This window comes from Cellulomonas pasadenensis (assembly GCF_047229365.1).
Lineage (GTDB): Bacteria > Actinomycetota > Actinomycetes > Actinomycetales > Cellulomonadaceae > Cellulomonas.
In genome coordinates, this window is sequence record NZ_JBFTEP010000201.1 from 1 (window position 1) to 4,395 (window position 4,395).

Annotated in this window: 5 protein-coding genes; 4 read left to right on the top strand and 1 reads right to left on the bottom strand. The window is 79.0% G+C overall.

The features are described from left to right. The 4 genes from AB6N23_RS17400 to dtd form a co-directional block, all read left to right on the top strand. The coding region (locus AB6N23_RS17400; RefSeq protein ID WP_412867231.1) for an FUSC family protein at window positions 1–1,089 on the top strand (1,089 nt) is incomplete at its 5' end. 40 nt (window positions 1,090–1,129) lie between these two features. Next, window positions 1,130–1,474 carry a DUF2516 family protein gene (locus tag AB6N23_RS17405; protein ID WP_378205944.1) on the top strand — a complete coding sequence of 115 codons (345 nt, stop codon included), beginning with the start codon at window positions 1,130–1,132 and terminating at the stop codon, window positions 1,472–1,474. Then, on the top strand, window positions 1,471–2,493 hold the full coding sequence (locus tag AB6N23_RS17410) for an asparaginase (RefSeq protein WP_412867232.1): 1,023 nt from the start codon (window positions 1,471–1,473) through the stop codon (window positions 2,491–2,493). Before AB6N23_RS17405 ends, AB6N23_RS17410 begins: the two co-directional genes overlap by 4 nt. Then, window positions 2,490–2,927, top strand: a complete 438-nt coding sequence (gene dtd / locus AB6N23_RS17415; protein ID WP_412867233.1) for a D-aminoacyl-tRNA deacylase — start codon at window positions 2,490–2,492, stop codon at window positions 2,925–2,927. Before AB6N23_RS17410 ends, dtd begins: the two co-directional genes overlap by 4 nt. Window positions 2,928–2,945: 18 nt before the next feature. Here dtd and AB6N23_RS17420 read toward each other — a convergent pair. Then, window positions 2,946–4,395: outer membrane protein assembly factor BamB family protein (locus tag AB6N23_RS17420; RefSeq protein ID WP_412867234.1), on the bottom strand; the 1,450-nt coding region annotated here is incomplete at its 5' end.

A 4,395-nucleotide genomic window follows, 5' to 3' on the forward strand; every position in this document is an offset into this window, starting at 1 on the left:
TGGCGGGGCGCCGCGCTGCGCGTGCACCTCGCGTCGCGCGTGCGGGCCGGGCGCTCGCGGGTGCGGGCGTCGTGGCTGCTGGTGCTGCAGGCGTCGGTCGCCGCGGGGCTCGCGTTCGCGGTCGCACGGTACGTCGTCGGGCACGAGTACCCGTTCTTCGCGCCCGTCAGCGCGTGGGTGTCGCTCGGGTTCGCGCGCGACCGCTCGCTGCGGCGGGTCGCCGAGCTCGCCGCGGGGGTCGCGATCGGCGTCGCCGCGGGCGACCTGGTCGTGCACCTGATCGGCTCCGGCCCGTGGCAGATGGCGCTCGTGCTGTTCCTCGCGGCGATGGTGGGCCGGCTGCTCGACGCCGGCCCCATGCTGACCACGCAGGCGGGCGTGCAGGCGATCGTCATCGTCGGGCTGCCCGCGATCCCCGGCACCGGGCCGTTCGACCGGTGGGTCGACGCGATCGTCGGCGGCGGCGTGGCGCTCGCGGTCGTCCTGCTGCTGCCCACCGACCCCCGCCGGCACGCGCGCCGGCTCGGTCGCGGCGCGGTGCAGGAGCTCGCGGGCATGCTCACGGTGGTCGCGCGGGGCCTGGCGCGGCCGTCCGCCGACGACCTGGAGCAGGCACTGCTCACCGGGCGGGCGTCGCAGCCCTCGCTCGACGAGTGGCTGTCGGTGACCCGGTCGTCGGCCCAGCTCGCGCGGCTGGCGCCCGCGCACCGGCGGCACCGGCCGGAGCTCGAGCGGATGCTCGACGTCGCGGTGCTGCTCGACCGTGCGATGCGCAACGCGCGCGTGCTCGCCCGCCGCGCGCGGCGCACCGTCGCCGACGGGCGCGCGACCCCGGCGCTGGCGGACGCCCTCACCCAGGTCGCGCGCGGCACCGAGGACCTGGCTCTCGCCGTCGCGACCGGCACCGACCCCCGGCAGGCCCGCGAGCGCCTGCTCGCCGTGGCCCGCACGCTCGACCCGCACGCCGTCGCGCCCGACGACTGGCAGGCGCAGTCCCTCGTGCTGCTGCTGCGCTCGCTCGTCGTCGACCTGCTCGAGGCAGCGGGCGTGCCGCCCGGCGAGGCGCGGGTCGCGCTGCCCGAGCTGTAGCGCGCCACGACCGCCCGCGACGAGTGCGTAGGCTCGGCGCGTGGACATCATCGGCCTGGCCCAGGTGTGGCTCTTCCTGCTGTTCTACCTGGTCATCTTCGGGCTCAGCGCCTGGGCGCTCGTCGACTGCCTGCGCCGCCCCGCCGGTGCCTTCACGGCCGCGGGCAAGCGCACGCGCACCTTCTGGACGTGGGTGCTGGTAGCCGCCACCGCGGTCGCGTTCATCAGCATCCCGCCGCCGCTGGGCCTGCGGCTGCCGTTCCCGAGCTTCCTCGCGCTCGTCAGCGCCGCCGCGGCGATCATCTACCTCGTCGACGTGCGTCCCGCCGTCGCGCCGTACACGCGGCGCCGCGGGCCGGGCGGGCCGTCGCGGGGCGGCTGGTGACGGGCACGGCCGCGCGCGCCGGCGGGGCGAGCGACGCCGGCACCGGCCACGTCGGGACGGCCGCGGTGCCGCTCGCGCTCGTGCGGCGCGGCGACCTCGTCGAGTCGGTGCACGCCGGGCACGTCGTCGTGCTCGCGCCCGACGGGTCGGTGCGGCTCGCGCTCGGCGACCCCGACGTGGTCGTGTGGCCGCGCTCGTCCCTCAAGCCGCTGCAGGCCGTCGCGATGCTGCGCAGCGGCCTCGACGTCGACGGCGAGCGGCTGGCGCTCGCGTGCGCGTCGCACAACGCGGAGGATGGCCACCTCGACGTCGTCCGCGGCGTGCTCGCGGCGGCCGGCCTCACCGAGGACGACCTGCAGAACACCCCCGACTGGCCGCTGCACGCCGAGGCGGCGTTCGCGTGGCGCACCGCCGGGCACGGCGCCGCGCCGGTGACGCAGAACTGCTCGGGCAAGCACGCCGCGATGCTGGCCACGTGCCGGGCCGCGGGCTGGGACACCGCCACGTACCGCGATCCCGCGCACCCGTTGCAGCGCGCGGTCGTGCAGGCGGTCACCGACCTCACGGGTGACGCCCCCGCGCACACCACGGTCGACGGGTGCGGCGCGCCGCTGCTGTCCACGACGCTGCGCGGGCTCGCGCGGGCGTTCGGCCGCGTCGCGGCGGCCGCGGCGGGGCCGGGGACGGGGCCCGAGGCGCGCGTCGGCCGGGCGATGGCGGCGCACCCCTGGCACGTCGGCGGCACGGGCCGCGACGTCACCGCGGTCATGCAGGCCGTGCCGGGCCTCGTCGCGAAGGACGGCGCCGACGGCGTGTACGCCGCGGGGCTGCCCGACGGCGGTGCGGTCGCGCTCAAGGTCGCCGACGGCGCCGGCCGGCCGCGCGCCGCCGTGCTCGCCGCCGCCCTCACGGTCGCGGGCGTCGACCCGGCGCTGCTGCGGGACGTCGCCGCGACGCCCGTGCTCGGGCACGGGCAGCCGGTCGGCGCCGTGAAGGCGACGTTCGGGACCGGCCGGTGAGGGCGGTCGTCCAGCGCGTGACGCGCGCGGCCGTGCGCGTCGACGGCGAGGTCGTCGGCGAGATCACGCGGCCCGGGCTGCTCGCGCTCGTCGGCGTCACGCCCGGCGACGGCCCCGCGCAGGTGGAGGTGGTCGCCCGCAAGATCGCCGAGCTGCGCATCCTGCGCGAGGAGCGCGCCGCCGTCGACGTCGGCGCCCCCGTGCTCGTCGTCAGCCAGTTCACGCTGTACGCGGACGTGCGCAAGGGACGGCGTCCCACCTGGAACGCGGCCGCACCGGGGGCCGTCGCGGAGCCGCTCGTCGCGGCGGTCGTCGACGCGCTGCGGGCGCGGGGCCTCGAGGTGGCGACCGGGCGGTTCGGCGCCGACATGCAGGTGGAGCTCGTCAACGACGGTCCCGTGACGATCCTCGTGGAGTCCGCGCCGGCGGGCTGAGCCGCCCGGCCGACCCCGTCAGCGCAGGCCCACGGCCACGCCGTCCGCGGTCCAGCCGACGAGCGGCTGGGAGCGGGGCGACACGCTCACCACGTCGCGCGGCACCGTGAGCGGCGTGGCCGCCCGACCGTCGCCCAGCCCGAGCCGCAGCAGCACGGTCCCACCGCCGTCCTCGTCCGTGACCGGCACGTAGAGCTGCTGCCCGTCGGTGGCCGCCGGCCCGGCGGGGTACTGGTCGTGCACACCGTGCGTGCGCTGCCACAGCGGTGCCCCCGTGCGCGCGTCGTACGTGTGCACCCCGTCGGGTGCGAGGGCGTGCACGCGTCCCCGCACGACGAGGGCGGACTCGACACCCGGCAGCGAGACGCTCCAGCGTTGCGCGCCGGTCGTCGTCGCGAGGGCGTGCAGACCGTCCGCGGTCACGGCGAGGACGAGGCCGCCGGCGCTGCCGTCGTCGACCGCCGCGACGAGCGGCGTGCCCGGCAGGCGGACGTCGCGCTGCGGCGTCGCCAGCCGCCAGCCGTCGTCGTCGAGCACGAGGAGGCCGTCGTCCTCGGGCAGGCTGAGCCCCCCGCCCGTCCGCGCGGTCGGGCCCGCCGCGACGTGCCGCAGCACCGTGCCGTCCCGCGCGACGAGGTCGAACCCGCCTCTGCCGGGCACCGCGACGGCGTCGCCGGCCCGCCGCAGGCGCAGCGCCGCCGGTTCCCCGGCCGCGGGGCCGATCGTCACGGGCGGGCGGCGCCACAGCTCCTCGCCGGTCGCCACGTCGACGGCCCGCACCAGCACGGCGTCCGGCTCCACCGGGTGGCCGAGGACCGCCACGTCGCCGAGGAGCGCCAGGGACGTGGCGGGCACGGACGGGCGGGCCGCGGACGCGGCATCGTGGGCGGCGCCCGCGGCGCCCACGTCGCTCGGCGCTGCCGTCACGTCGTGGTCGGCGACGACCGCGCCGTCCGACGTCCGAACCGCGACGAGCCGCGACGTCGTGGCCGGCACCTCCTGCGAGGTCAGGCCGGCGTCGCGCGACCACGCGTCGGTGACGAGGCAGACGAGCCGGCCGGGGCGGGCGGTGCCCGGCGCGAGCGGGCCGTCGCACGTGGGGAACGGGGTGCCGATCGCGTCCTCTGCGTCGGCGGGTGCGCTGGTGAGCGGCAGGACCCACGCGTCCGCGCCGGTGGCCGGGTCGAGCGCGACGAGCTCGGTGCCGGTCGCGGTCTCGCGCGCCCCGAGCCGGCCGTCGCCCGCGGGCACGACCGGGTACGGGAGCCGGTCGACCGGTACCCGCCACACCTCGGCGAGCGTCTCCGGGACGGGCGCGCGCACGCCGGGGACCGCGCGCAGCTCGGCGAGGACGGCGCGCTCGCGCGCGTCGGTGACGAGCTGCGCACCGAGCAGCGCGACCGCGACGGCGCCGACCCCCGCGGCGAGCGCCCGCCGGCGGCGGCGGCGCGCCCGGGGGGTGCCCGGC